The 24,692-nt window shown below is 68.0% G+C and carries 31 protein-coding genes; 28 read left to right on the top strand and 3 right to left on the bottom strand.

Translation table 11 applies throughout. The features are described 5' to 3' along the window. Positions 1–11 precede the first annotated feature (11 nt). The gene (locus AT699_RS01035) at positions 12–884 is read right to left on the bottom strand and encodes a LysR family transcriptional regulator (RefSeq protein WP_054448905.1); all 873 of its coding nucleotides are present in this window, start codon (positions 882–884) and stop codon (positions 12–14) included. Between the two features lie 65 nt (positions 885–949). Here AT699_RS01035 and AT699_RS01030 point away from each other — a divergent pair, with 65 nt between their 5' ends. From AT699_RS01030 to AT699_RS00905, 26 genes are all read left to right on the top strand, one after another. Further along, positions 950–2,176, top strand: coding sequence for a YbfB/YjiJ family MFS transporter (locus AT699_RS01030; RefSeq protein WP_024067429.1), 1,227 nt, complete (start codon positions 950–952; stop codon positions 2,174–2,176). A 13-nt stretch (positions 2,177–2,189) separates the two neighbouring features. Then, positions 2,190–3,167 carry a Bug family tripartite tricarboxylate transporter substrate binding protein gene (locus AT699_RS01025; protein ID WP_006388071.1) on the top strand — a complete coding sequence of 326 codons (978 nt, stop codon included), beginning with the start codon at positions 2,190–2,192 and terminating at the stop codon, positions 3,165–3,167. A gap of 19 nt (positions 3,168–3,186) precedes the next feature. Then, positions 3,187–4,248 carry an NAD(P)H-dependent flavin oxidoreductase gene (locus tag AT699_RS01020; RefSeq protein WP_024067428.1) on the top strand — a complete coding sequence of 354 codons (1,062 nt, stop codon included), beginning with the start codon at positions 3,187–3,189 and terminating at the stop codon, positions 4,246–4,248. Positions 4,249–4,533: 285 nt separating this feature from the next. Further along, complete coding sequence (locus tag AT699_RS01015; protein ID WP_006388069.1) at positions 4,534–5,370, top strand: ABC transporter ATP-binding protein; 837 nt, start codon at positions 4,534–4,536, stop codon at positions 5,368–5,370. Next, on the top strand, positions 5,367–6,155 hold the full coding sequence (gene mlaE, locus AT699_RS01010; RefSeq protein ID WP_006388068.1) for a lipid asymmetry maintenance ABC transporter permease subunit MlaE: 789 nt from the start codon (positions 5,367–5,369) through the stop codon (positions 6,153–6,155). Before AT699_RS01015 ends, mlaE begins: the two co-directional genes overlap by 4 nt. A gap of 13 nt (positions 6,156–6,168) precedes the next feature. Continuing rightward, positions 6,169–6,669 (top strand): outer membrane lipid asymmetry maintenance protein MlaD, encoded by a 501-nt coding sequence (gene mlaD / locus AT699_RS01005; RefSeq protein ID WP_006388067.1) that lies wholly within the window; start codon positions 6,169–6,171, stop codon positions 6,667–6,669. 84 nt (positions 6,670–6,753) lie between these two features. After that, the gene (locus tag AT699_RS01000) at positions 6,754–7,563 is read left to right on the top strand and encodes an MlaA family lipoprotein (RefSeq protein WP_024067427.1); all 810 of its coding nucleotides are present in this window, start codon (positions 6,754–6,756) and stop codon (positions 7,561–7,563) included. Between the two features lie 38 nt (positions 7,564–7,601). Then, a complete protein-coding gene (locus tag AT699_RS00995; RefSeq protein WP_024067426.1) occupies positions 7,602–8,231 on the top strand; it encodes an MlaC/ttg2D family ABC transporter substrate-binding protein in 630 nt (209 codons plus the stop codon). A 175-nt stretch (positions 8,232–8,406) separates the two neighbouring features. Beyond that, the gene (locus AT699_RS00990) at positions 8,407–9,204 is read left to right on the top strand and encodes an ABC transporter ATP-binding protein (protein ID WP_024067425.1); all 798 of its coding nucleotides are present in this window, start codon (positions 8,407–8,409) and stop codon (positions 9,202–9,204) included. Further along, entirely contained in the window at positions 9,201–10,013 is an 813-nt protein-coding gene (locus tag AT699_RS00985; RefSeq protein ID WP_020925614.1) for an ABC transporter permease, read from the top strand. Before AT699_RS00990 ends, AT699_RS00985 begins: the two co-directional genes overlap by 4 nt. A 5-nt stretch (positions 10,014–10,018) precedes the next feature. Further along, positions 10,019–10,264: a BolA family protein gene (locus tag AT699_RS00980; RefSeq protein ID WP_006388061.1), complete on the top strand. Its 246-nt coding sequence runs from the start codon at positions 10,019–10,021 to the stop codon at positions 10,262–10,264. 2 nt (positions 10,265–10,266) lie between these two features. Next, positions 10,267–11,547, top strand: a complete 1,281-nt coding sequence (gene murA / locus AT699_RS00975; RefSeq protein ID WP_024067424.1) for a UDP-N-acetylglucosamine 1-carboxyvinyltransferase — start codon at positions 10,267–10,269, stop codon at positions 11,545–11,547. Next, the gene (gene hisG, locus AT699_RS00970; protein WP_006388059.1) at positions 11,544–12,218 is read left to right on the top strand and encodes an ATP phosphoribosyltransferase; all 675 of its coding nucleotides are present in this window, start codon (positions 11,544–11,546) and stop codon (positions 12,216–12,218) included. The genes murA and hisG overlap by 4 nt, the downstream gene beginning before the upstream one ends. Before the next feature lie 45 nt (positions 12,219–12,263). Then, on the top strand, positions 12,264–13,568 hold the full coding sequence (hisD, locus tag AT699_RS00965) for a histidinol dehydrogenase (RefSeq protein ID WP_024067423.1): 1,305 nt from the start codon (positions 12,264–12,266) through the stop codon (positions 13,566–13,568). Further along, a complete protein-coding gene (gene hisC / locus AT699_RS00960; protein ID WP_024067422.1) occupies positions 13,565–14,656 on the top strand; it encodes a histidinol-phosphate transaminase in 1,092 nt (363 codons plus the stop codon). Before hisD ends, hisC begins: the two co-directional genes overlap by 4 nt. A gap of 13 nt (positions 14,657–14,669) precedes the next feature. Beyond that, positions 14,670–15,257, top strand: a complete 588-nt coding sequence (gene hisB / locus AT699_RS00955; protein ID WP_006388056.1) for an imidazoleglycerol-phosphate dehydratase HisB — start codon at positions 14,670–14,672, stop codon at positions 15,255–15,257. 37 nt (positions 15,258–15,294) lie between these two features. Then, positions 15,295–15,993, top strand: a complete 699-nt coding sequence (hisH, locus tag AT699_RS00950; protein ID WP_024067421.1) for an imidazole glycerol phosphate synthase subunit HisH — start codon at positions 15,295–15,297, stop codon at positions 15,991–15,993. A 68-nt stretch (positions 15,994–16,061) separates the two neighbouring features. Further along, complete coding sequence (gene hisA, locus AT699_RS00945; RefSeq protein ID WP_006388054.1) at positions 16,062–16,802, top strand: 1-(5-phosphoribosyl)-5-[(5-phosphoribosylamino)methylideneamino]imidazole-4-carboxamide isomerase; 741 nt, start codon at positions 16,062–16,064, stop codon at positions 16,800–16,802. Next, complete coding sequence (gene hisF, locus AT699_RS00940) at positions 16,799–17,617, top strand: imidazole glycerol phosphate synthase subunit HisF (RefSeq protein WP_006388053.1); 819 nt, start codon at positions 16,799–16,801, stop codon at positions 17,615–17,617. The genes hisA and hisF overlap by 4 nt, the downstream gene beginning before the upstream one ends. A 2-nt stretch (positions 17,618–17,619) precedes the next feature. Further along, positions 17,620–18,024 (top strand): phosphoribosyl-AMP cyclohydrolase, encoded by a 405-nt coding sequence (gene hisI, locus AT699_RS00935; protein WP_024067420.1) that lies wholly within the window; start codon positions 17,620–17,622, stop codon positions 18,022–18,024. Beyond that, positions 18,021–18,371 carry a phosphoribosyl-ATP diphosphatase gene (locus tag AT699_RS00930; RefSeq protein ID WP_006388051.1) on the top strand — a complete coding sequence of 117 codons (351 nt, stop codon included), beginning with the start codon at positions 18,021–18,023 and terminating at the stop codon, positions 18,369–18,371. The genes hisI and AT699_RS00930 overlap by 4 nt, the downstream gene beginning before the upstream one ends. Before the next feature lie 15 nt (positions 18,372–18,386). Further along, entirely contained in the window at positions 18,387–18,755 is a 369-nt protein-coding gene (locus AT699_RS00925) for a histidine triad nucleotide-binding protein (protein ID WP_006388050.1), read from the top strand. Between the two features lie 14 nt (positions 18,756–18,769). Further along, positions 18,770–18,997, top strand: coding sequence for a Sec-independent protein translocase subunit TatA (gene tatA / locus AT699_RS00920; protein WP_006388049.1), 228 nt, complete (start codon positions 18,770–18,772; stop codon positions 18,995–18,997). 72 nt (positions 18,998–19,069) lie between these two features. Then, a complete protein-coding gene (gene tatB, locus AT699_RS00915; RefSeq protein WP_054507976.1) occupies positions 19,070–19,669 on the top strand; it encodes a Sec-independent protein translocase protein TatB in 600 nt (199 codons plus the stop codon). After that, positions 19,666–20,457 (top strand): twin-arginine translocase subunit TatC, encoded by a 792-nt coding sequence (gene tatC, locus AT699_RS00910; RefSeq protein ID WP_006388047.1) that lies wholly within the window; start codon positions 19,666–19,668, stop codon positions 20,455–20,457. The genes tatB and tatC overlap by 4 nt, the downstream gene beginning before the upstream one ends. A 104-nt stretch (positions 20,458–20,561) precedes the next feature. Next, complete coding sequence (locus tag AT699_RS00905; RefSeq protein WP_006388046.1) at positions 20,562–20,951, top strand: helix-turn-helix domain-containing protein; 390 nt, start codon at positions 20,562–20,564, stop codon at positions 20,949–20,951. 35 nt (positions 20,952–20,986) lie between these two features. Here the strand turns inward: AT699_RS00905 and AT699_RS00900 are convergent, their stop codons facing one another. Next, positions 20,987–22,147 carry a trypsin-like peptidase domain-containing protein gene (locus AT699_RS00900; protein ID WP_054448909.1) on the bottom strand — a complete coding sequence of 387 codons (1,161 nt, stop codon included), beginning with the start codon at positions 22,145–22,147 and terminating at the stop codon, positions 20,987–20,989. A gap of 19 nt (positions 22,148–22,166) precedes the next feature. Here AT699_RS00900 and AT699_RS00895 point away from each other — a divergent pair, with 19 nt between their 5' ends. Beyond that, complete coding sequence (locus tag AT699_RS00895; protein WP_058207202.1) at positions 22,167–22,943, top strand: Nif3-like dinuclear metal center hexameric protein; 777 nt, start codon at positions 22,167–22,169, stop codon at positions 22,941–22,943. A gap of 491 nt (positions 22,944–23,434) precedes the next feature. Here AT699_RS00895 and mscL read toward each other — a convergent pair whose 3' ends face one another. Beyond that, positions 23,435–23,887, bottom strand: coding sequence for a large conductance mechanosensitive channel protein MscL (gene mscL / locus AT699_RS00890; RefSeq protein ID WP_006388043.1), 453 nt, complete (start codon positions 23,885–23,887; stop codon positions 23,435–23,437). A 140-nt stretch (positions 23,888–24,027) separates the two neighbouring features. Between mscL and petA the strand changes: the two genes are divergently transcribed. Further along, positions 24,028–24,669: a ubiquinol-cytochrome c reductase iron-sulfur subunit gene (gene petA, locus AT699_RS00885; protein ID WP_006388042.1), complete on the top strand. Its 642-nt coding sequence runs from the start codon at positions 24,028–24,030 to the stop codon at positions 24,667–24,669. Positions 24,670–24,692 lie beyond the last annotated feature (23 nt).

Here is a 24,692-nt window from a genome sequence, read left to right as displayed (position 1 = left end):
CGCGCCACCGGCTACTGGCGCCGCTGCGCCAGTAGCTGCTGCAACGCCTGCAATGCAGGCGTTTCGTCGTCCGCGCGCCAGACCAACCGCGTCTGCGCCCGGCCATGCTTGCCGGACAGCGGCGTCACGCGCAACGACGGCTCCGCCCCCAGCAGCGCCAGCACCGAACGCGGCACGATCGCCACGCCCGACCCCGCGGCCACGCACGCGACGATGGCGTGGTACGACGCGAATTCCATCACCTTGTCCGGGGCCACGCCTTCCTGGCCGAACCAGGCCTCCAGGATGCGGCGGTACGAACAGCCCGCCGCGAACGCAATGACGCTGCGATCGCCGACGTCCTTGGGGCCGTGGATTTCCGGCCAGGCCAGCGGCGAGATCAGCGCCAGCTCTTCGTCGAACGCCGGCTGCTGCGCCAGCCCCTGGGCCTCGAAAGGCTGCGCCACGAAAGCGGCCTCGATCTCATAGTTGCGCACTTTGGCGGCCAGCGCGCCGGACGTGCCCGTCACCAGTTCGATGCGCACCTGCGGCCAGGCCGCGTGATACGCCGCCAGGATCGGCGGCAGCCGCGCCGCGGCCGTGCTTTCCATGGTGCCGATGCGCAGCAGGCCTTGCGGCGCGCCATCGCGCACGGCCGCCTGGGCCTCGGCCGACAGGCGCAGCAACCGGTCCGCATACGACAACAGCACGCGTCCCTGCTCGGACAGCACCAGGCGGCGGTTCTGGCGCCGGAACAACGGCGCCTCCAGCGTGGCTTCCAGCTGCTTCAGGCGCGTCGAGACATTGGACTGCACCCGGTTCAGGTGGACCGCCGCGCGCGCCACGCCGCCATGGTCCGCCACCGCCTTGAAGATCTGCAGCGCGTCGAGATCCAAGTTTCTCATTTCAAGAACTCATATTCTTAATAATTCACTATTCAAGATATTAGTACAGCCGTAGAGTGGGAGCCATGTCAATAGCCACCCACCCCGATACCGCCCGTCCCCGCGGCGCCCTCGGCCTGGCCCTGCCGGCCGCGCTGGCGCTGGCCGCGGCGATGGGCATCGGCCGCTTCGCCTTCACGCCCGTGTGGCCGTTGATGGCGCAGGAGGCCGGGCTGTCGCTGGCGCAGGGCAGTTGGCTGGCCTCGGCCAATTACGCCGGCTACCTGCTTGGCGCGTTGGCCGCGGCCCTGCGGCCACCGCGCCATCCGCGCGCCATGCTGGCCGTGAGCCTGCTCGCCGTGGCGCTGCTGACGCTGGCGATGCCGTGGTTCCACGGCGTCCTGGCCTGGAGCCTGCTGCGGCTGGCGGCGGGGTACGGCAGCGCCAGCGCCTTCATCTGCGTGGCCGCTTCACGCGCCGTCGGACCGGGCGATCCCCGCGCGCCGGCGGTGTCGGCCATTACCTACGCGGGCGTCGGCGCCGGCATCGCGCTGACCGGGCTGGCGTGCCTGGTATTGATGGCCGCGGGCGCGGACGCCAATGCCAACTGGACCGCGCTGGGCGCGCTGACCCTGGCGCTGGCGGTACTGGCCTGGCCGGGGCTGAATCGCCCCGGGCCGGCCCGCCACCTGGCCTCGGCGCCCGCGCCCGGCCGCCTGCCGCCCGGCATCGGCCGGCTGGCGCTGCACTATGGCATTTTCGGCGCGGGCTACATCATCCCGGCCACGTTCCTGCCCGCCATGGCGCGCGAGATCATCCCCGATCCGGCGGTGTTCGGCTGGGCCTGGCCGCTATTCGGCCTGGCGGCGGCGCTGTCGTGCCTGCTGGCCCCGCGCGTGGCGCAGGCACGCGACGACAAGACGGTGTGGCGCGGCGCGCAGGCGCTGATGGCGCTGGGCATGCTGGCGGTGGCGCTGTGGCACGACATCGCCGCGGTCATCGTCGCCGCGCTGCTGGTCGGTGGCACGTTCATGGTCATCACGCAGTCGGGCATGCTGGTGGCGCAGCGGCTGGCCGGCAGTGCCGCGCCACGCGCCGCGGCCGTCATGACCTCGGCCTTCGCCGCAGGCCAGATCGTGGGGCCGCTGCTGGCTTCCGGCGCCGCGCGCTGGGGCGCGACGCTGCCGCAGGTGCTGGCGGCAGGCGCGGCGCTGCTGGCGCTGTCGGCCTGGCGCTTGGGAAAAATCAGCACCGCGGGCACGAACGCTGGGCATAATGCGATCGGTTCCCAGGAACCGTCACATCAAGAATGAGGAGTCACCCAGCATGAAATCGCTACGTCCCCTGGTCGCCGCCCTGGCCGCCTTTGCCTCCCTGGGCGGTACCGCCCACGCCCAGGCCACCGACTGGCCCGCCAAGCCCATCACCATGATCGTGCCCTACGCGCCGGGCGGCTTTGCCGATACCCGCGTGCGCCTGCTGGCGCGCAAGCTGGGCGAATCGCTGGGCCAGCCGATCGTGGTCGAGAACAAGGCGGGCGCGGGCGGCGTGGTCGGCACCAACCTGATCGCCAAGGCGGCGCCCGACGGCTACACCATCGGCACGGGCAACCTGGCGCCGATGGCGGTCAACCCGTCGCTGATGAAGGACATGCCGTACAACCCGCAGAAGGACCTGGCGCCGGTCATCCTGATCGAGAACAGCCCGCTGGTGCTGAGCGTGAACAACGAACTGCCGGTCAAGACCCTGGCCGACCTGATCGCCATGGCCAAGAAGCAGCCGGGCAAGCTGTCGTTCGGCTCGTCGGGCGTGGGCGGCGCGCACCACCTGTCCGGCGAGATGTTCCGCGAGCAGGCCAAGATCGACATCGTGCACGTGCCCTACAAGGGCGGCAGCCTGGCCGCGACCGACCTGATGGGCGGCCATATCTCGATGATGTTCGAGATGGGCTACTCGGCGCTGCCGGCCATCCAGGGCCAGAAGATCCACCCGATCGCGGTGACCTCCGCCCAGCGCCTCGCGGTGCTGCCGGACGTGCCGACCATGGCCGAATCCGGCCTGCCGGGCTTCGAGTCGTACAACTGGCAGGGCATCGTCGCCCCCGCCGGCACCCCCGCGCCCATCATCGCCAAGCTCAATGCCGAGTTCAACCGCATCCTGAAGGAACCCGACGTGCAGAAGGCCATTGCCGACACCGGCAGCCAGGCCGGCGGCGGCACGCCCGAGGAATTCGGCGCGTTCATCAAGAGCGAAACGGCCAAGTGGGCGCAAGTCATCAAGGCTGGAAACATCCAGCTCCAGTAAGCCAACCAGGAGTATTCCCATGACATCCCGCCTTCTCGACCTGCTCAAGCTCGACCACCCCGTCATCCAGGCGCCCATGGCCGGCGGCGCGACGACGGTGGAGCTGGTGTCGGAGGCCTCGAAGGCGGGCGTCCTGGGGTCGCTCGGGGCGGCCTACCTGAGCCCGGAACAGATCGAGGCGGCCGCCGGCGCCATCCGCGAACGCACCGACCGGCCATTCGCCATCAACCTGTTCGCCTCCGTGCCCGAGCAACCCTTCGATGGCGATGCCAGCCGCATGCTGGACCTGCTGGCGCGCTACCACGCCCAACTGGGCCTGCCGGCGCCCGTGGCGCCCGGGCCGCAGCCCGATCCGCTGCCCGGCCAGATCGAGGCGGTGCTGCGCCTGCGGCCCGCGGTCTTCAGCTTCACCTTCGGCCGCATGCCGGCCGACGCCCTGGCGCGCTGCCGCGAACTGGGCATCCTGACGGTCGGCACCGCCACCACCGTGCGCGAGGCCGTGGCCCTGGAACAGGACGGGGTGGATGCCGTCGTGGCCCAGGGCGCCGAGGCGGGCGGGCACCGCGGCACCTTCCTGGACGATTTCGAGCATTCGCTGATCGGCACCATGGCGCTGGTGCCGCAGGTGGCCGACGCGGTGTCGATCCCGGTGATCGCCTCCGGCGGCATCATGGACGGGCGCGGCATCGCCGCCGCGCTGGCCCTGGGCGCCAGCGCCGCACAAATGGGGACAGCCTTCCTGACCACCGACGAAGCGGGGATCGGCGACGCCTACAAGGCGGTGCTGCCGGCCTCCCGGTCGGAACAGTCGCGCGTCACCCGGGCGTTTTCCGGACGGCCGGCGCGCGGCATCGTCAATTCCTTCATGCGCGACGCCGACGAACTATCGGACGACATCCTGCCGTACCCGTTGCAGAACGCGCTGACGCGTCCCATGCGCACGGCCGGCGGCAAGGCCGGCAATATCGCCGTGCTGTCGCTGTGGGCGGGCCAGGGCGCGCCCCTCGCCCGGCGCGAAAGCACGGCCGCGCTGGTGGCGCGGCTGGCGCGCGAGACCGCCGCCGCCCGCGGTCGCGGCTGACGCCGTCCGAACGCCGGGCGCAATCCGAGGACGCGCCAAAGCGTCCCCGGATTGTTCCCGTGGGCGAAAACACTGTTCCACGGACAGTCATATCCCACTGCGGTGACAATTCGTCGGGCTACAATGGCCCCTCGCCGCCGGGTGCGACCGGACTTTCCCCGTCCCCGGCATATGAGTAACAGGGCGCTTCCCGACGCAGCCCGCCTCGCTCGCGCCGGCCGGCTCCCCGCCCGCGCATGAGCGCGGCGGCAGGGCATCCGCCACCGAAACACCCGCTTGTTGCCCATGCCCGATCAAACCCGCAGCACCCCGGAATTCGCCCTGCGCCTGCAGGATGTGGCGCTAGGCTACGGTGATTTCACCGTCTTGCGCGGCATTTCCATGGAAGTGCGCTCGGGCCAGGTGGTCGCCATCATGGGCGGCTCCGGCTCCGGCAAAACCACGCTGCTGCGGGCGGCCACCGGCCAGCTCGTCGCGCAACAAGGCACCGTGCTGGCGTTCGGCCAGGACATCGCCCGGGCCACTCGGGCCGAACTGCAGTCGCTGCGCAAGCGCATGGGCGTGCTGTTCCAGCAGGGCGCGCTGTTCACCGACCTGAACGTGTTCGAGAACGTCGCCTTCCCGCTGCGCGAGCACACCCGGCTGGCCGAACCCGAGATCACCGCCCGCGTGCTGGACAAGCTCGACGCCGTCGGCCTGCGCGCCGCCGCCCACCTGAAGGTGGCCGAAATCTCCGGCGGCATGGCCCGCCGGGTGGCGCTGGCCCGCGCGGTGGTGCTGGAACCCGAACTGATCCTGTACGACGAACCCTTCGCCGGCCTCGACCCGATCTCGCTGGGCATCACCGCCCGCCTGATCCGCAGCCTGGCCGACCGCCTGGGCTGCGCCTCGGTGCTGATCACCCACGACGTGCACGAATCGTTCGCGATCGCCGACCAGGTGTACCTGGTCGGCCAGGGCCAGCTCAAGGCGGCCGGCAGCCCCGACAGCCTGTCGGCCTCGCCGGACCCCTACGTGCAGCAATTCCTGAAGGGCGAACCCGACGGCCCGGTCGCGTTCCAGTACCCCGAAACGCCGGCTTTCCAGAAGTGGCTTTCGCAACAACAAGGGCGCAAGGCATGAGCGGATCCAACAACGCCATCGGCGCGCTGGGCGGCTGGGTGCGCACCCGCATCGCCGGCGTCGGCTTCTTCACCCGTTTCTTCGGCGCCATGCTGGCGCGCAGCGGCATCGCGCTGTCGCGGCCGCGGCTGGTGTCGCAGCAAATTCATTTCATCGGCAACTACTCGCTGCTGATCATCGCCGTGTCCGGCATGTTCGTGGGCTTCGTGCTGGGCCTGCAGGGCTACTACACGCTGAACCGCTACGGCGCCGAGGAATCGCTCGGCCTGCTGGTGGCGCTGTCGCTGGTGCGTGAGCTGGGCCCGGTGGTGACCGCGCTGCTGTTCGCCGGCCGCGCCGGCACCTCGCTGACCGCCGAGATCGGCCTGATGAAGGCCGGCGAACAACTGTCGGCCATGGAAGTGATGGCGGTCGACCCGATGCGCCGGGTGCTGGTGCCGCGCCTGTGGGGCGGCATCATCGCCATGCCGATCCTGGCCGCCGTGTTCTCCATGGTGGGCATCCTGGGCGGCTGGGTGGTCGGGGTGCTGATGATCGGCGTCGACGCCGGCGCCTTCTGGTCGCAGATGCAGGGCGGCGTGGACGTCTGGAACGACGTCGTCAACGGCGTCATCAAGAGCCTGGTATTCGGCGTCACGGTGACGCTGGTGGCGCTTTACGAAGGCTGGCAGGCCAAGCCCACCCCGGAAGGCGTCGCCCGCGCCACCACCCGCACGGTCGTGGTGGGGTCGCTGGCGGTGCTGGGGCTGGACTTCCTGCTGACCGCCTTGATGTTTGGAAACTGATTACGGATCGATCATGTCTCGCGAAAAAACCGATTTCTGGGTAGGCCTGTTCGTCTTGCTGGGCGCGGCCGCGCTGGCGTTCCTGGCGTTGCGCGCCGGCAACTTGAGCACCTTTTCTTTTGCCCCCACCTATACGCTGACGGCCAATTTCGATAACGTAGGCGGCCTCAAGGTGCGCGCCCCCGTGAAAAGCGCCGGTGTGGTGGTGGGCCGGGTCGCCGGAATCTCCTTTGACGATAAGACTTTCCAGGCCGTCGTGTCGATGAACCTGGAAACCGCCTACCAGTTCCCCAAGGACTCGTCCGCGGCCATCCTGACGTCCGGCCTGCTGGGTGAACAGTACCTGGGCCTGACCCCGGGCAGCGAAGAGGACAACTTTGCCGACGGCGGGAAAATCCGCTATACCCAAAGCGCCGTCGTGCTGGAACAGCTGATCAGCAAGTTCCTGTACGGCACGGCCGAGAAGGAAGGCTCGAACGCGGGTGGCTCGCCGGAAGCGAAAGCCCCGAATTAAAGAGGATCCGTCACGCGCGGCCACATCCGCGCGCGGCGCACGCTGCAATAAGAATAGATATCTGTTGATAGGGATGCCCTGATCATGAACAAGAAAGCTCTTTCCCGAATCGCCACCGTCGCCGCCGCCGGCGCACTGATGGCCGGTTGCGCCGCGCCGCAGCAGCCGGATCCGCGCGATCCCTGGGAAGGCTTCAACCGCGGCGTCTACAAGTTCAACGACACCGTCGACCGCGCCGTCTTCAAGCCGGTGGCGCAGGCCTACACCTACGTCACGCCGGAGCCGGTGCGCAGCTGCGTGCACAACATCTTCAGCAACGTCGGCGACCTCTGGTCGGGCACCAACAGCTTCCTGCAGGGCCGCGGCCACGACTTCGTCAACACGCTCGGCCGCTTCCTGTTCAACACCACCATGGGCGTGGGCGGCTGCTTCGACGTCGCCTCGGCCAACGGCGCGCGCAAGATCCCCAACGACTTCGGCACCACGCTGGGCGTGTGGGGCTTCGGCCAGGGTCCGTACCTGGTGCTGCCGTTCTTCGGTTCGGCCAGCGTGCGCGACGGCGTCGGCCTGGTCGGCGACTGGCAGGGCCGCATGCACGGCTACATGGGCGTGAGCGCCATCGACAACGTGGCGCTGCGCAATTCGCTGTGGGGCCTGGAAGTGGTCGATACGCGCGCCAGCCTGCTCAACGCCACCGACACGGTCGACCGCGTGGCGCTCGATCCGTACAGCTTCGTGCGCGACGCCTACCTGCAGCGGCGCGCCGCCATGGTGGCCGGCCAGCGCGTGGACGACGAATCCAGCCTGCCGAACTACGAAGACGACGAGGACGAAGGCGCCGCCAGCAAGGACAAGGGCGCCGCGGCGCCAGCGCCGGTTCCCGCAACCAAGTAAGCTGTTGGATTGCGTTATCAGTACAGCAAGGAGTTTTCATGCGGTTTTCCTTTTTTTCCCTGCTCCGGCGCGTCGCCTTCTCCGGCCTGCTGGGCCTGGCGGCATCAGCCGCCGCCCAGGCGCAACCGGACGCGCACGGCGCGCCTGACCAGTTCGTGCTGGGCGCGGCCAACGAAGCGCTGGACGTCCTGAAGGCCGACGGCGCCGTCAAGGCCGGCAACACCGCGCGCATCAACCAGGTCGTCAACGAGCACATCCTGCCGTACGTCAACTTCCAGAAGACCACGCGCCTGGCCGCCGGCCGCTACTGGCGCCAGGCCACGGAGCAACAGAAGACCGCCCTGGCCGACGCCTTCCGCGGCACCCTGGTGCGCACCTACAGCGGCGCGCTGACCCGCGTCACGTCCGGCACCAAGGTCACGGCGCTGCCGTTCCGCGGCGACCCCAAGGCCGACGACGTGGTCGTGCGCACGCTCATCAGCCAGGCCAACGGCCAACCCACGGGTGTCGACTACCGCCTGGAAAAAACGCCCCAGGGCTGGAAGATCTACGACATGAACGTCGAAGGCATCTGGCTGATCGAGAACTACCGCAACCAGTTCGCCCAGCAGATCAACCAGAACGGCATCGACGGCCTGATCAAGGCGCTGAACCAGCGCAATCAGTAGGATTCCGTCCGATCCGCCTCGGCCCGGCGCGCCCTTGCGGCCCGCCGGGCCGATTGTTTTGGGGACAAATCGGGCCGCAGCGCCCCCACGCGCCCCGGGGCTATCGGCGCCTTGCGTAGCGGGGCGCTTATATAATGATCAATTCGCTCTTTTCCGGGCACCCCTCGCCGCCGTCATGTCTGCCGTCAGTCTTGAGAACGTCTCCAAAATCTACTCGCCGCGCCGCAGCGGCTGGAGCAAGCTCACCGGGCGCGCGTCCGGCGCCGGTTTCCAGGCGCTCAACGATGTCAGCCTGAATATCGAGCACGGCGAGTTCTTCGGCCTGCTCGGTCCCAATGGCGCCGGCAAGACCACCCTGATTTCCATCCTGGCCGGGCTGGCGCACGCCACCAGCGGCCGCGCCACCGTCTGTGGCTACGACGTCGTGGCCGACTACAAGTCGGCGCGGCGGGCGCTGGGCGTGGTGCCGCAGGAACTGGTCTACGACCCGTTCTTCACCGTGCGCGAAACGCTGCGCATCCAGTCCGGCTATTTCGGCCTGCGCAAGAACGACGACTGGATCGACGAGATCCTGTTCAACCTGGGGCTGGCCGACAAGGCCAACTCGAACATGCGCGCGCTGTCCGGCGGCATGAAGCGCCGGGTGCTGGTGGCGCAGGCGCTGGTGCACCGCCCGCCCGTGATCGTGCTGGACGAGCCCACCGCGGGCGTGGACGTGGACCTGCGCCGCACCCTGTGGGAGTTCATCTCGCGCCTGAACAAGGCCGGCCACACCATCATGCTGACCACCCACTACCTGGAAGAAGCGGAGGCCCTGTGCGGCCGCATCGCCATGCTCAAGGGCGGCCGCATCGTGGCGCTGGACACCACCCAGGCACTGTTGGCGCGCGTCGGCGGCGTTGACCTCGAAGACGCCTTCGTGCGCATCATGCACCAGGACGACGCCTTGCAACCCGACGAGATTTCGCAATGACGCAGCCCGCCGCCAATGCCAGCCAGCCGCTGGTGCAGCCCCGCCTGGACGCGGGTTCGGGCTTTCCGACCCTGCTGCGCAAGGAATTGCTGCGCTTCTGGAAGGTCAGCTTCCAGACCATCGCCGCGCCGGTCATCACCGCGCTGCTGTACCTGCTGGTGTTCGCCCACGTGCTGGAAGGGCGCGTCATGGTCTACGGCAGCGTGCCGTACACCGCGTTCCTGATCCCCGGGCTCATGATGATGAGCATGCTGCAGAACGCCTTCGCCAACCCGTCGTCGTCGTTGATCCAGAGCCGCATCACCGGCAACCTGGTGTTCATGCTGCTGCCGCCGCTGTCGCACCGCGACATCTTCGCCGCCTACGTGCTGGCGGCCGTGGTGCGCGGCCTGGCCGTGGGCCTGTGCGTATGGGTGGTGGCGCTGTTCTTCGTCTCGCTGGTGCCGTCCAACCCGCTGTGGCTGCTGGTGTTCGCGGTGCTGGCCTGCGGCATCATGGGCACGCTGGGCCTGATCGCCGGTCTGTGGTCGGAGAAATTCGACCAGCTGGCGGCGTTCCAGAATTTCCTCATCATGCCGGCCACCTTCCTGTCCGGCGTGTTCTATTCCATCCATACGCTCCCGCCCTTCTGGCAGGGCGTGTCGCACTGGAACCCCATCTTCTACACCATCGACGGTTTCCGCTACGGATTCTTCTCGGTGTCGGACGTCTCCCCCTGGCGCAGCCTGGCGGTGGTGACGGGGGTGTTCCTCGCGCTTTCGATCTATGCGCTGCGGCTCCTGGCCAGCGGCTACAAACTCAGGAACTGACGTCCATGCTTCCCACTCCCGCGCAAGTCCGCCAATACATCGCGGACGGCCTGCCCTGTGAACACCTCGACGTACAGGGCGACGGCTCGCATTTCGACGCGGTCATCGTCAGCGCCGCCTTCGAAGGCAAGCGCCTGATCCAGCGCCATCAACTGGTCTACGCGGCGCTGGGCGACCGCATGAAGGCCGAGATCCACGCCTTGTCGATGCGCACCCTGACCCCCGCCGAATACGCCCAGGCGGGCAAGTAACCATGGACAAACTCCGCATTACCGGCGGCGCGCGCCTGCACGGCGAAGTCACCATTTCCGGCGCCAAGAACTCGGCCCTGCCGATCCTGTGCGCCGGCCTGCTGACGGCCGATCCGCTGACCATCGCCAACGTGCCGCACCTGAACGACACCGCCACCATGCTGCGCCTGCTGGGCCGCATGGGCGTGCGCGCCGAGCGCGGCAGCGACGGCATCGTGACCCTGCAGGCCGACCGCGTCGACAGCCTCGAAGCGCCGTACGACCTGGTCAAGACCATGCGCGCCTCCATCCTGGTGCTCGGCCCGCTGGTGGCGCGCTTCGGCGAGGCCCGCGTCAGCCTGCCCGGCGGCTGCACCATCGGCCAGCGGCCGGTGGACCAGCACATCAAGGGCCTGGCGGCGCTTGGCGCCGAAATCAGCATCAAGCACGGCTTCGTGGTGGCGCGCGCCAAGCGCCTGAAGGGCGCCTCGATCCGCACCGATATGGTCACCGTCACCGGCACCGAGAACCTGCTGATGGCGGCAGTGCTGGCCGAAGGCCAGACGGTGCTGGAGAACGCCGCGCGCGAACCCGAAGTGGTGGACCTGGCCGAGCTGCTCATCAAGATGGGCGCCCGCATCCAGGGCCATGGCACCGACCGCATCGTGATCGACGGCGTCGAGCGCCTGCACGGCGCCGAGCACCGCGTGATCTCCGACCGCATCGAGGCCGGCACGTTCCTGTGCGCCGTCGGCGCGGCCGGCGGCGACATCGTGCTGCGCAACACCGACGCCGGCATCCTCGGCGCCACGCTAGACAAACTGGCCGAGGCCGGCCTGGCTATCGAGACCGGCCCCGACTGGATTCGCGGCGCCATGTCCGCGCGCCCCAAGGCGGTGGGCTTTCGCACCCATGAGTACCCCGGCTTCGCCACCGACATGCAGGCCCAGTTGATGACGCTGAACACGGTGGCCGAAGGCACGTCGGTGATCGTCGAGAACATCTTCGAGAACCGCTACATGCACGTGCAGGAACTGCGCCGCATGGGCGCGGACATCGACATCGACGGCCACACCGCGGTGGTGCGCGGCATTGCCCGCCTGTCGGGCGCGACGGTCATGGCCACCGACCTGCGGGCCTCGGCCAGCCTGGTCATCGCCGGCCTGGCCGCCGATGGCGACACGCTGGTCGACCGCATTTACCACCTGGACCGCGGCTACGACCGGATGGAAGTCAAGCTGCGCGCCCTGGGCGCCAATATCCAACGCGTTGTTGAACGCACTAGCGGCAAGGAATCGGCATGAGCGATGCCCCTCTCGCGCCCCTGACCCTGGCTCTGTCCAAGGGGCGGATCTTCGAAGAAACCATGCCTTTGCTGGCGGAAGCCGGCATCGAGGTGCCCGAGAACCCCGAAAGCTCGCGCAAGCTGATCCTGCCGACCAGCGACCCCGGCCTGCGCCTGATCATCGTGCGCGCCTCGGACGTGCCGACCTACGTGCAGTACGGCGCGGCCGACCTCGGCATCGCCGGCAAGGACGTGCTGATCGAGCACGCCGCGCAGCAGCCCGGCGGCCTGTACCAGCCGATCGACCTGAACATCGCCAAATGCCGCCTGGCCGTGGCGGTGCGCAACGGCTTCGACTACGAAGCCGCGGTGCACCAGGGCGCGCGCCTGCGCGTGGCCACCAAGTACGTGCAGTCAGCCCGTGAACACTTTGCGTCCAAGGGTGTGTACGTGGACATCATCAAGCTGTATGGTTCGATGGAACTGGCACCGCTGGTGGGCCTGGCCGACTGCATCGTGGACCTGGTGTCCACCGGCGGCACGCTGCGCGCCAACGACCTGGTCGCGGTCGAGGACATCATGCCGATCTCCTCGCGCCTGATCGTCAACCAGGCCGCGCTCAAGACCCGCGGCGAACGCCTGCAACCGCTGCTGGACGCCTTCGAGCGCGCCGCTTCCCGCAACGCCTGACCCAGGCCGCCGCCCCACGCGGCGGCCGCCACCCGCCTGAACGCCATGGCCCTGATCAATCGTCTCGACTCCCGCGATCCCGGATTCGCGTCCGCCCTGTCCAAGCTGCTGGCCTTCGAGGCCACCGAGGACGAGTCCATCGACCGCGCCGCCGCCGGCATCCTGGCCGACGTGCGCGCCCGCGGCGACGCCGCGCTGGTGGAATACACCCAGCGCTTCGACCGCATGCCGCACGCGTCCGCGGACACGCTCGAAATCCCCAAGGCCGACTGGCATGCGGCCCTGGCCGCGCTGCCCGCCGCCCAGCGCGACGCGCTGCAGGCGGCCGCCGAGCGCGTGCGCCGCTACCACGAGCGCCAGCGCGCCGAGACCTGGACCTACACCGAGGCCGACGGCACGGTGCTGGGCCAGCAGGTCACGCCGCTGGACCGCGTCGGCCTGTACGTGCCGGGCGGCAAGGCCGCGTATCCGTCGTCGGTGCTGATGAACGCCATCCCGGCCAAGGTCGCGGGCGTGCAGGAACTGGTCATGGTCACGCCCACGCCGGACGGCGCGCGCAACCCCATCGTGCTGGCCGCCGCCGCCATCAGCGGCGTCGACCGCGTGTTCGCCATCGGCGGCGCGCAGGCCGTGGGCGCGCTGGCCTACGGCACCGCCACCGTGCCGGCCGTGGACAAGATCGTCGGCCCGGGCAACGCCTACGTGGCCGCCGCCAAGCGTCGCGTGTTCGGCGTGGTCGGCATCGACATGATCGCCGGCCCCAGCGAAATCCTGGTGATCTGCGACGGCAAGACACCGGCCGACTGGATCGCCATGGACCTGTTCTCGCAGGCCGAACACGACGAACTGGCCCAATCCATCCTGCTGTGCCCGGACGCCGCCTTCATCGCCGAGGTCGAGGCCGCCATCGCCCGCCTGCTGCCAACCATGCCGCGCGCCGACATCCTGCGCACCAGCCTGGCCAACCGTGGCGCGCTGATCCAGGTGCGCGACCTGGACGAAGCCTGCCGCATCGCCAACGACATCGCCCCGGAACACCTCGAGATCTCCACCGAGCAACCGGAAATCTGGACCGCGAAGATCCGCCACGCCGGCGCCATCTTCATGGGCCGCTTCAGCTCGGAAGCCCTGGGCGACTACTGCGCCGGCCCGAACCACGTGCTGCCCACTTCCCGCACGGCGCGCTTCTCGTCGCCGCTGGGCGTGTACGACTTCCAGAAGCGTTCCAGTCTGATCCAGGTCTCGCACCAGGGCGCCCAGACGCTCGGCCGCATCGCCGCCGAACTGGCGCTGGGCGAAGGCCTGCAGGCCCACGCCGCCAGCGCCCAGTACCGGATCGACCAGCCATGAGCGAGGTCGCCGGCCGCATCGCCGGCACCATCCGGCCCGATATCCGTGAACTGAGCGCGTATCCGGTGGCGCACGCCGAAGGCTGCATCAAGCTGGACGCGATGGAATCGCCCTACGAACTGCCCGAGGCGGTGCGCGACGACCTCGCCCGGGTGCTGCGCGACACGCCGCTGAACCGCTACCCGGCCGCCGACCTGTCCGAACTGCGCCAGGCCGTGAAGACGGCCTTCGGCGTGCCTGCCGACGCCGGCGTGCTGTTCGGCAACGGCTCGGACGAACTGATCCACATCGTGGTGCAGGCCTGCTGCAATCCCGGCGAGGTGGTGCTGGCGCCGTGGCCGTCGTTCGTCTATTTCGACATGGCGGCCCGCTTCGACCACGCCCGCTTCGTCGGCGTGCCGCTGACCGACGATCTGTCCCTTGATCTTCCCGCCATGCTGGCCGCGATCCGCGAACACCAGCCCAAGGTGGTGTTCCTGGCCGTGCCCAACAATCCCACCGGCGGCGTCTGGTCGGACGCGGACATGGCCGCCATCATCGCCGCCGCCCCCGGCCTGGTGGTGGTGGACGAGGCCTACCAGCCCTTCACCGACCGCAGCTGGATGCCGCGCCTGCTGGACGCGCCCAACGTGGTGGTGATGCGTACCGTGTCCAAGATCGGCCTGGCGGGCCTGCGTTTTGGCTATCTGGCCGGCCACCCCGACTGGATCGCCGAGTTCGACAAGGTGCGCCCGCCCTACAACCTGGACGTGCTGACCCAGGCAGCGCTGCTGACAGTGCTGCGCCACAAGCCGGTGCTGGACCAACAGGCCGCCCGCCTGCGCGCCGACCGCGAACCACTGGCCGCGGCGCTGGCGGCGCTGCCCGGCGTCAGGGTATTCCCTTCCGCGGCCAACTTCGTACTCGCGCGCTTTTCCGGCAAGCTGGATGGCAACGCCGTGCATCTTGCCCTGAAACAGCGCAAAATATTGGTTCGTAACTTCTCCAACGCCCATCCGCTCCTGGCCGGCTGCCTCCGCATCTCGGTGGGCGCGCCGTCCGAGAACGCCGCTTTGCTATCGGCACTGCAAGAAATACTGAGTGCCTAATCGAGTCCCTGACATGCGTACCGCAGAGATCACCCGCAACACCAACGAAACCCGCATCCGCGTGGCCATCAACCTGGATGGCACCGGCAAGCAGACGATCGACACGGGCGTGCCCTTCCTGGACCACATGCTGGACCAGATCGCGCGCCACGGCCTGATCGACCTCGACATCAAGGCCGAGGGCGACCTGCACATCGATGCGCATCACACGGTGGAAGACGTGGGCATCACGCTGGGCATGGCCATCGCCAAGGCGGTCGGCACCAAGGCCGGGCTGCGCCGCTACGGTCACGCCTACGTGCCGCTGGACGAGGCGCTGTCGCGCGTGGTGGTCGATTTCTCGGGCCGTCCCGGCCTGGAATACCACATCCCCTTCACCCGCTCGCACATCGGCGCCTTCGACGTCGACCTGACACGCGAATTCTTCCAGGGCCTGGTCAACCACGCGCTGATCACCCTGCACATCGACAACCTGCGCGGCACCAACGCCCACCACCAATGCGAGACGGTCTTCAAGGCCTGTGGCCGCGCGCTGCGCATGGCCATCGAAGTCGACCCGCGCATGGGCGACGTCGTGCCCTCGACCAAGGGCGTGCTGTAACCTCCGTGACCTTCCGCCACGCACCAGGTAAACCGAAGTGACCACTATCGCCATCGTCGACTACGGAATGGGCAACTTCCATTCCGTCGCGCGCGCGCTCAAGTACGCCGCCCCCGACGCGGACATCCGCATCTGCAACCAGCCCCATGAAATCGACGCGGCCGACCGCGTGGTGTTTCCCGGCCAGGGCGCCATGGCGGACTGCATGCGCACCCTGAATGAATCCGGCCTGCGCGAAGCGGTCGTCAAGGCCGCCCGCGCCAAGCCGCTGCTGGGCGTCTGCGTCGGCGAACAGATGCTATTCGAGTCCAGCGAAGAGGGCGCGACCCCGTGCCTGGGGCTGTTCCCCGGCGTGGTGCGGCGCTTTGCCGGCCCGCGCTTCGCCGACCCGGTCGCGGCCGACGACGCGGCCTGCGAGGCCGACACCGGCACGGCCGGCCCGGTCGATGTCCGCCCGGAGCGGTTGAAAGTCCCGCACATGGGATGGAACAAAGTGCGCCAGACGCGCTCTCACCCTATCTGGGGCGGCATTCCGGACGACACGCATTTCTATTTCGTCCATAGTTATTACGCCGACCCGGCCGATACGAGCCTGACCGTTGGTGAAACCGATTATGGCGTTGCCTTTACCTGCGCGGTGGCGGCAGCTAACATTTTCGCGGTGCAGTTCCACCCCGAGAAGAGCGCCGAGCACGGTTTGCGCCTGTATCGCAATTTTGTAGACTGGCAGCCGTAAGCCACGGGCACACCGCCCTGGCTCACGCGCTCCAGCCCATTCAACCCCATATTTTCCCGCTGCCCACCATGCTGCTGATCCCCGCCATCGATCTCAAAGACGGACGCTGCGTGCGTCTGCGCCAGGGCGACCTGGACGATGCAACGGTGTTCTCCGAAGACCCCGCCTCCATGGCCTCGCAATGGCTCGACCAGGGCGCCCGCCGCCTGCATCTGGTCGACCTGAACGGCGCCGTCGCCGGCAAACCGAAGAACGAAGCACCCATCAAGGCCATCCTGGACGCCGTCGGCGACGATATCCCGGTCCAGATCGGCGGCGGCATCCGCGATCTCGACACCATCGAACGCTATCTCGACGCTGGCATCTCCTACGTCATCATCGGCACCGCCGCGGTCAAGAACCCCGGCTTCCTGCAGGACGCCTGCGGCGCCTTCCCCGGCCAGATCATCGTCGGCCTGGATGCCCGTGACGGCAAGATCGCCACCGACGGCTGGAGCAAGCTGACCCGCCACGACGTGCTCGACCTGGCCAAGAAGTTCGAGGACTACGGCTGCGAGGCCATCATCTACACCGACATCGGCCGCGACGGCATGCTGTCGGGCGTGAACGTCGAGGCTACCGTGCGCCTGGCGCAACACGTGCGCATTCCCGTGTTCGCCTCGGGTGGCATCGCCGGCATCCAGGACATCGAGGCGCTGTGCGCCGTCGAGGAAGAGGGCGTCGAAGGCGCCATCCTGGGCCGCAGCATCTACGAAGGCACGCTCAACTTCCAAGCGGCACAGGCCCGCGCCGACGAATTGGCCAAATGACCACCTCCAGCAGTACCTCCGGGGCGGGCGCGCCCGCCCAGAGCGCGCTGACCCGCCGCATCATTCCCTGCCTTGACGTCACCGCTGGCCGAGTCGTCAAGGGCGTGAACTTCGTCAACCTCGCCGACGCCGGCGACCCCGTCGAGATCGCCCGCCGCTACAACGAGCAGGGCGCCGACGAACTCACCTTCCTGGACATCACCGCCACCAGCGATGGCCGCGACCTGATCCTGCCCATCATCGAGCAGGTCGCCTCGCAGGTCTTCATTCCGCTGACGGTGGGCGGCGGCGTGCGCCAGGTGTCCGACATCCAGCGCCTGCTCAACGCCGGCGCCGACAAGATCAGCATCAACAGCGCCGCCGTGGCCAATCCGGAACTGGTGCGCGCGGCCTCCGACTACCACGGCTCGCAGTGCGTGGTGGTGGCGATCGACGCGCGCCGGGTCTCGGCCGCGGGCGAAGCGCCGCGCTGGGAAGTCTTCACCCACGGCGGCCGCAAGGCCACCGGCCTGGACGCCGTGGCCTGGGCCCGCCGCATGGCCGCCTACGGCGCCGGCGAGATCCTGCTGACCAGCATGGACCGCGATGGCACCAAGTCGGGCTTCGACCTGGAGCTGACCCGCACCGTGTCGGATGCCGTGCCGGTACCGGTCATCGCCTCCGGCGGCGTCGGCACCCTGCAGCACCTGGCCGACGGCGTCACCACCGGCCGCGCCAGCGCCGTGCTGGCCGCCAGCATCTTCCACTTCGGCCAGCACACGGTCGGTGAATGCAAGCGCTTCATGGCCGAACAAGGCATTGAAGTGAGGATATGACGATGAGCAACGAACCCAGCTGGATGGCCGACGTCGTCTTCGACGAGAACGGCCTGATCCCGGCCATCGCGCAGGACGCCGACAACGGCCAGATCATGATGGTGGCCTGGATGAACCGCGAATCGCTGGCCGAAACCGCCGCCACCGGCCGCGCCGTGTACTGGTCGCGCTCGCGCCAGTGCCTGTGGCGCAAGGGCGAGGAATCCGGCCACGTGCAGCAGGTGCACGAGCTGCGCCTGGACTGCGACGGCGACGTGGTGCTGCTCAAGGTGCACCAGGAAGGCGGCATCGCCTGCCACACGGGCCGCGCCAGCTGTTTCTACCGCCGCCTGGAAGGCCAGACCGACCAGGCCAGCTGGGTCACGGTGGACCCGGTGCTGAAAGACCCCGAACTGATCTACAAATGACCGATTCGCCCCTGAGCGCCCACGACGTGCTGGCCCGCATTGCCGCCACCCTGGAAACCCGCCGCCCCGAGAACGGCGGCGATCCCAAGGCTTCCTACGCGGCCAAGCTGCTGTCCAAGGGCCCCGACGCCTTCCTGAAGAAGATTGGCGAGGAAGCCACCGAACTGGTCATGGCGGCCAAGGACGGCGTGCCCGAGCGCATCGTCAGCGAAACCGCCGACCTGTGGTTTCATTGCCTGGTCGCGCTGACGCACTTCAATCTGCGGCCCGACGACGTGCTGGCCGAACTGGCCCGCCGCGAAGGGCTCTCGGGCCTGGCCGAGAAGGCCAGCCGTCCCCAGGACTGACACGGAACCGCAAAAATGAGCGCCAACTGTATTTTCTGCAAGATCGCCGCCGGCGATATCCCGTCCAAGAAGGTCTACGAGGACGAGGACTTTGTTGCATTCCACGATATCAACCCGGCCGCGCCGGTGCATTTATTGCTGATCCCTCGACGTCATGTCATATCCATGCAGGATATTACGGCCGAGGACGCAGGTTGGTTGGGTAGAATGATGGCATTGGCGCCGCGGCTTGCCGCTGAAAACGGTTGCACCCCGGGCCCTGATGGCGGGTTTCGCATCATGATCAATTCTGGCGTCGAAGGCGGCCAGGAAGTCCCGCATCTGCATTTCCACATCATCGGCGGTCAGCGCCCCTGGAAAGGGCGCGTGGCCCCCACTGCGTAATACGGAGAACCATCATGGGTAGCTTTAGCATTTGGCATTGGTTGGTCGTTCTGGTCATCGTGGCGCTGATCTTCGGCACCAAGAAACTGCGTAACATCGGCTCGGACCTGGGCGGCGCCGTCAAGGGCTTCAAGGAAGGCATGAAGGACGCCAACGGCGACAAGCCGGCCGAACCCATCGCCCAGCAACGCGTGGCCGGCGACACCATCGACGTGCAGGCCAAGGAAAAGTCCAACTCCTGAGCGCCTGCGCGCCCCCCGGGCCCGGCCTGATCCGGCCGGCCCTCATTGCCTCAATTCCCGAGCGGCCGTCGAATGTTTGATGTCAGCCTCACTGAACTGATGGTGATCGGCGTCGTCGCGCTGATCGTCATCGGCCCCGAACGCCTGCCCAAGGTCGCCCGCACGGTCGGTCACCTGCTGGGCCGCGCGCAGCGTTACGTCAATGACGTGAAATCCGATATCCAGCGCGAAATCGAGCTGGACGAGCTGCGCAAGTTCAAGAGCGAAATGGAAACCGCGGCGCAGGACGTGCAGCAATCGCTGAACGACACCCACAACGCGCTGCAGGAGCCGGTGCAGCAATTCCGCGCCGAGCTCGACGAAGTGGCCCGCGAAGCCAGCGGCAAGCCCGCCATCACGGCCGGCGCCGAGACCGCCACGGCTTCCGTCGACCCGCGCGCCGCCGCGCCGGCCGACCCGCTGATGACGCCGCAGGCCGGCCAGCCGGCCGAAGCGCCGCGCAGCATCGCGCCGCCCAACCCGAACCTGAGCCTGGATCTGGATTCGCCCGCCGCCGCGCCGGCCGCCCAGCCCGCCCCCGCCCCGCAACCCGCGCCGGCGCCCCACGCCCCGGCCGCCAGCGAGCCCCCGCCGGCCACCAAGCCCGCCACGCCCTCCGGAACGACAACGTGACCCAGGACGCCTCCCAAGAAGACGGCCAGCAGGAAAGCTTCATCTCCCACCTGGTCGAACTGCGCACCCGCCTGCTGCGCGCCGTCGGCGCGGTGGTGGGCGTGTTCATCATCCTGTTCATCTATCCCGGCGCGTCCGCCATCTACGACGTGCTGGCCCAGCCCATGCTGGCCTCGCTGCCCGAAGGCACCCGCATGATCGCCACCGGCGTCATCACGCCCTTCATGGTGCCAGTCAAGGTCACCATGATGGCCGCCTTCATCGTGGCGCTGCCAGTGGTGCTGTACCAGGCCTGGGCCTTCGTCGCGCCGGGCCTCTACAAGCACGAAAAGCGCCTGGCGCTGCCGCTGATCATCTCCAGCACGCTGCTGTTCATCGCGGGCATGGCGTTCTGCTATTTCGTGGTGTTCCGCACCGTCTTCCATTTCATCGCCACCTTCGCGCCGCAGTCGATCACGCCGGCGCCGGACATCGAGGCCTACCTGAGCTTCGTCATGACCATGTTCATGGCATTCGGCATCACGTTCGAAGTGCCCGTGGCCGTGGTGCTGCTGGTGCGCATGGGCGTGGTGGAGCTGTCCAAGCTCAAGAGCGCGCGCGGCTACGTGGTGGTCGGCGCCTTCATCATCGCCGCCGTGGTGACGCCGCCCGACGTGGTCAGCCAGTTCATGCTGGCGGTGCCGCTGTGCCTGCTGTACGAACTGGGGTTGATCTGCGCGCGCATGGTCACGCCCAAGCCCGGCGCCGACGAAGCCGTCAACGACGGCTCGCTGACCGAACGCCACTGAGCCAGTGCCCGGACATGAAGGGGCCCCGATGCGGGCCCCTTTGTCATTCCATAAACGGACGGTTTCCGCTTGTCGCGCATCCGCTGCAAACATACATTGCAGCCATGTCGCTCGCCCTACGCCTGCGCACCCTGATGCGGTGGCGCGGCATCAAAAGCCAGAACCAGCTCGCCCGCATCTCCGGCGTGCCGCAGTCCTGCATCCACCGCATCCTCACCCGCGAAGAACGCTATGCGCCCACCCGCGCCACGCTGCAGCGGCTGGCCCGGGCCCTGGATACGCAGGTGCCGTGGCTGGCCGACGGCATGGTCGCGCAGGCCGCCGCCGCCCAGCCGCGCGAAGAAGAACAATCCGACGCCTACTGCGCCGAGATCTGCGCGCTGTTGCGCCACCAGCCCGAGGCCACGCGCAAGCGTGTGCTGCAGGTCGTGCGCCTGGTGCTCGACACGCCATGCCGGCCGCGGCGGGCATCCGGCCGCCCGCCGCCCGTCTAGGGCCTGTTCACACTGAAAGGAGCCTCGCACAGGCCCTAGCGCGGCAATCCGGGCCGGGTCCCGACCACCACCGTCACCTCGGCCACCTTGCCGCCACGCAACACGCCCAGCGTCGCGCGCTGGCCCGGCGTCAACTGCGCAATGGCAGCCAGCAACCCCGACGTATCCATCATCGGCTTGCCGTTCACCGTCTGCACGATGTCGCCCACCCGCAGGCCGCCCTTGGCGGCCGGGCCGTCGCGCAACACGCCGGCGATGATCACGCCGCGGGCGTCGCGTTCCATCTGGAACGCCCGCGCCAGTTCGGGCGTCAGGTCCTGCGGCTCGACCCCCAGCCAGCCGCGCTTGACGCCGCCGGTCTTGACGATCTCGTCCATCACCTTGCGCGCAATGTCGATCGGCGTGGCGAAGCCGATGCCCATCGATCCGCCCGACTCCGAATAGATCGCGGTATTGATGCCCACCAGGTTGCCCTGCGCGTCCACCAGGGCGCCCCCCGAATTGCCCGGATTGATCGCGGCATCGGTCTGGATGAAATTCTCGTAGGTGTTCAGGCCCAGCCCGTTGCGGCCCAGCGCCGACACGATCCCCTGCGTGGTGGTCTGCCCCACGCCGAACGGATTGCCGATCGCCAGCACCACGTCGCCCACCCGCAGGCCGCGATCCGGCGCCAGCGTGGCCGCCGGCAGATTGCGCAGGGTGGCCAGCTTCAGCACCGCCAGGTCGGTGTCCGGATCCGCGCCCACCACCTTGGCCGTGTCCTTGCGCCCATCGGCCAGCGCCACCTCGATCGCGTCGGCCGCCTGCACCACGTGGTAGTTGGTCAGCACGTAGCCGTCGTGGTTGACCACCACGCCCGACCCCAGGCTGGTGCTGGCCTGGCGGCGGCTCACCCCCGGCACCTGTCCGAACAGCTGGCGCAGGATGGGATCATCGGGCAACGGCACCAGCGGCACATTCACGTGCTTGGTGGTGTAGACATTCACCACCGAGGGCGCGGCCCGCGCGACCCCGTCGGCATAGGACACGGGCCCCATGGTCGGCCGCCCCGGTGCCATGACCGGTTGCGGCACGGCCGCGGGCATCGCCTCCGACCCGGCCAGGCGCAACAGATCCGGCCGCAAGGTGGTGACGACGAATAGAATACCCAGGCAGACCGTGACGGCCTGAGCGAAGATCAGCCAATATCGGCGCATGATTCTGATAGGACTAGCAATGAGTAAAGTGGACTCCCACGTCCTGGCCGCGTGGCTGGACGACACCCTGCAAGCCGCCCGCTTCAAGGACTACTGCCCCAACGGTCTGCAGGTGGAAGGCCGATCCGAAGTCAGGCACATTATCACCGGTATCACCGCCAGCGAAGCCCTGTTGCGCATCGCCGTCGAGCGCGGCGCCGACGCGGTGCTGGTCCACCACGGCTGGATGTGGCGCAACGAAGACCGCCGCGTCATCGGCACCCGCCGCACCCGCATGGCGCTGGCCCTGAAGAACGACCTCAACCTCTACGCCTACCACCTGCCCCTGGACGCCCACCCCACCCTGGGCAACAACGCCCAACTGGCCCGGGTCCTCGGCCTGGAACCCGAACGGCGCGACGACGGCAGCCCACGCACCTGTGGCCCCGACAACCTGGTCTGGCTCGGCGCCGCCCCCGATCTCCCCACCCTGGACCAGCTCGCCGCCCGCATCCAGCAACGCCTGGGCCGCCAGCCGCTGGTCGTCGGCGACCCCGACCAGCCCGTCGCCCGCATCGCCTGGTGCACCGGCGGCGCCCAGGGCATGCTCGCCGACGCCATCGACGCCGGCGCCACCGCCTACATCACCGGCGAAGCCTCCGAATCCACCTTCCACCTGGCCCAGGAAACCGGCGTCGCCTTCCTGGGCGCCGGCCACCACGCCACCGAACGCTACGGCATCCAGGCCCTGGGCCAGGCCGTGGCCGAGCGCTTCGGCATCAAGGTCGAATTCGTGGACCTGGACAACCCGGTGTGACAGCAACGAAAGGGCATGGCTGCAACGCTGATCCCAGCGCGTACCCGTCCACCCGTAGCCACGCAGAGTCTGAACGCCGCCGGGCCACCCGCAACACTCACCGCCAGCGCGCAGCGCACACCCCCTCGCTCCCCAGAAGCACGTATGCCAAAACCGGCTGCCCGCGCAGCCGGTTTTGGCGGGCAACACAAGCCCCTCCCATGCCCCCTCGGTCCAGCAGCGCATGAAACCTCGAAACCGGTAGCCCGGCGCGGGTGGTCGCGGGCGGGGCGCGCCGTCAGATGCGCCCGGCGGAAACCGAAGGCAGCCGCCGACAGGCGGCCACGAGGTTGAGCTCGGGGCAGTCCGGAGCGAACGCTCCGGACCGCAATCGCAGGCGCGCCCCGCCCGCGACCACCCGCGCCGGGCGGCCTACGAAGCCCACACCCCCCGCAAGCAAACAACCACTGAACCAATAAAAAAGCGCCCCACAGGGCGCTCTTCCATTCACTTCAAGGCTGCTTCTTCAACAAATCCCGAATTTCACGCAACAACGCCACATCCTCGGGCGTCGCGGCAGGCGCCGCCGGCGCTTCCTCGGCCTTGGTGCGCGCCTTGTAGATCGCCTTCACCATCCAGAAGATCACAAACGCCAGCAACACGAAGTTGATGATGATCGTGATGAAGTTCCCCCAGGCGAAAACGTTGGCTCCCGCCTTGGTCAGGTCCGCATATGTCATCGGCCCGTTGTAACCGGCTGGCATCGACAGCACCAGGAACTTGTTCGAGAAATCGACGGATCCGCCCAGCACGAAGTTCACCAGCGGCATGACGATATCCTTGACCAGTGAGTCGACGATTCTGCCGAAAGCCGCCCCGATGATCACACCAACCGCCAAATCGACCGCATTGCCTTTGACAGCGAAATCTCGGAATTCTTTGACGAAACCAGTCGCTTTGCTCATAAAAGCACTCCCTTCGTGATACGCCCACCAGTAGGCTGGCGCTATAATACGCGGTTGCTATGTTGTTACATATTCCCGCGAAGCCGATGCCGCAGAAGTGATGCTACTCGTAGAGCGGGCGCATCAACAAGGATAGGAAGATGAGTCAGGATACGCTGGTGCATGATGATGACGGTGCGGTTGATCCAAATCTGCCGCCCGATCCTTCGCGACGTTTCTGGGTAACCACCGCCTGTGCTGTGGGTGGCGTAGCAGGTGTCGCAACGGCAATACCGCTTGTGAGCACGTTTTCCCCTTCTGAAAAAGCCCGCGCCGCCGGCGCCCCCGTGGAGGTCGACATCGGCGACATTCCCGTGGGCACCATGAAAACGGTGGAATGGCGGGGCAAGCCGGTCTGGATCATCCACCGGTCTCCTGAACAGATCGCCGGCCTCAAGACCCAGGACGCCCTCCTGGCGGACCCCCAGTCCAAGCGGCCCGGTTTCACGCCCAAATACGCGGAAAACGAAGGTCGCTCGCGCAAGCCCGAGATCTTCGTCTGTGTTGGCATCTGTACCCATCTGGGCTGCTCGCCCACCTCGCACTTCGAAACGGGCGGCGGTGGCGGCATGGGCGCCTCCTGGCAAGGCGGATTCCTCTGTCCGTGCCATGGCTCCACGTTCGACCTGGCAGGCCGGGTCTACAAGAACAAGCCCGCTCCCGACAATCTCGAAGTTCCGCCGTACCAGTATCTCACCGACTCCCGCATCATCGTGGGCGTCGATGAAGACAACAAGGCCTGACGCTCGCGTCGCGCTTTTTTCCC

It is taken from the genome of Achromobacter xylosoxidans, assembly GCF_001457475.1.
GTDB classification, from domain to species: Bacteria; Pseudomonadota; Gammaproteobacteria; order Burkholderiales; family Burkholderiaceae_B; genus Achromobacter; species Achromobacter xylosoxidans.
The sequence above is the reverse complement of the archived record's forward strand: the minus strand, read 5'-3'. Positions and strand labels throughout refer to the sequence as shown.